Origin of the sequence: Nocardia sp. NPDC003269 (assembly GCF_042888005.1) — a bacterium.
In the GTDB taxonomy this organism is placed as follows: Bacteria; Actinomycetota; Actinomycetes; order Mycobacteriales; family Mycobacteriaceae; genus Nocardia.
The window spans coordinates 1-1,040 of sequence record NZ_JBIAPA010000010.1 but is presented as its reverse complement, the minus strand read 5'-3'; the positions used below and the strand labels follow the sequence as shown (position 1 = coordinate 1,040).

General features: G+C 54.0%; 2 rRNA genes. Both read left to right on the top strand.

Going from position 1 to position 1,040, the window contains the following annotated elements:
• Positions 1-85, top strand: a 16S ribosomal RNA gene (locus ACFYWJ_RS34590); the annotation flags it as partial.
• A 327-nt stretch (positions 86-412) separates the two neighbouring features.
• Positions 413-1,040, top strand: a 23S ribosomal RNA gene (locus ACFYWJ_RS34585); the annotation flags it as partial.

The following is a 1,040-nucleotide window of genomic DNA, read 5'->3' as shown; positions in this document are numbered from 1 at the left end:
GGAGCCGTCGAAGGTGGGATCGGCGATTGGGACGAAGTCGTAACAAGGTAGCCGTACCGGAAGGTGCGGCTGGATCACCTCCTTTCTAAGGAGCATCTCCAGTCGACAGTTCACAGAGGTGAATGTGTCGCTGGCAGAGCCGTTTCGGACTCACATGTAGTCCGGCGGTGCTCATGGGTGGAACACTGACTACCTCATCGCACTAGATCAGTTCAAAGCAGCTGGTCGCGGTGATATACCGACACACTATTGGGTCCTGAAAGAACACGCGAGTGTCTTTCAAGGCGAAAGCAAACGATCCGAAGGGGTTCTCCTCGATACCGCCGGCCGGTTTAGGTCGAGTTGGTCTGGGAAATCAGATTTCTTCGGGTGTGTTGTTTGAGAACTGCACAGTGGACGCGAGCATCTTTGTTAGTAAGTGTTTAAGAGCGTACGGTGGATGCCTTGGCACCAGGAGCCGATGAAGGACGTAGGAGGCTGCGATAAGCCTCGGGGAGCTGTCAACCGAGCTGAGATCCGAGGATTTCCGAATGGGGAAACCCAGCACGAGTGATGTCGTGTTACCCGCATCTGAATATATAGGGTGTGTGGAGGGAACGTGGGGAAGTGAAACATCTCAGTACCCACAGGAAGAGAAAACAACAGTGATTCCGTGAGTAGTGGCGAGCGAAAGCGGATGAGGCTAAACCTCAAGCGTGTGATACCCGGCAGGGGTTGCGTTTGGGGTGTTGTGGGGTCATTCTTCTTGATTCTGCCGGATCAAGCGAGAGTAAGAAACCAATGTGTTAGTCGAAGTGGTCTGGAACGGCCTGCCATAGACGGTGATAGTCCGGTAGACGAAAACATGTTGGCTCTCGTGAGTGATACCCGAGTAGCAGCGGGCCCGTGAAATCTGCTGTGAATCTGCCGGGACCACCCGGTAAGCCTGAATACTCCCTGGTGACCGATAGCGGACTAGTACCGTGAGGGAAAGGTGAAAAGTACCCCGGGAGGGGAGTGAAATAGTACCTGAAACCGTGCGCTTACAATCCGTCAGAGCC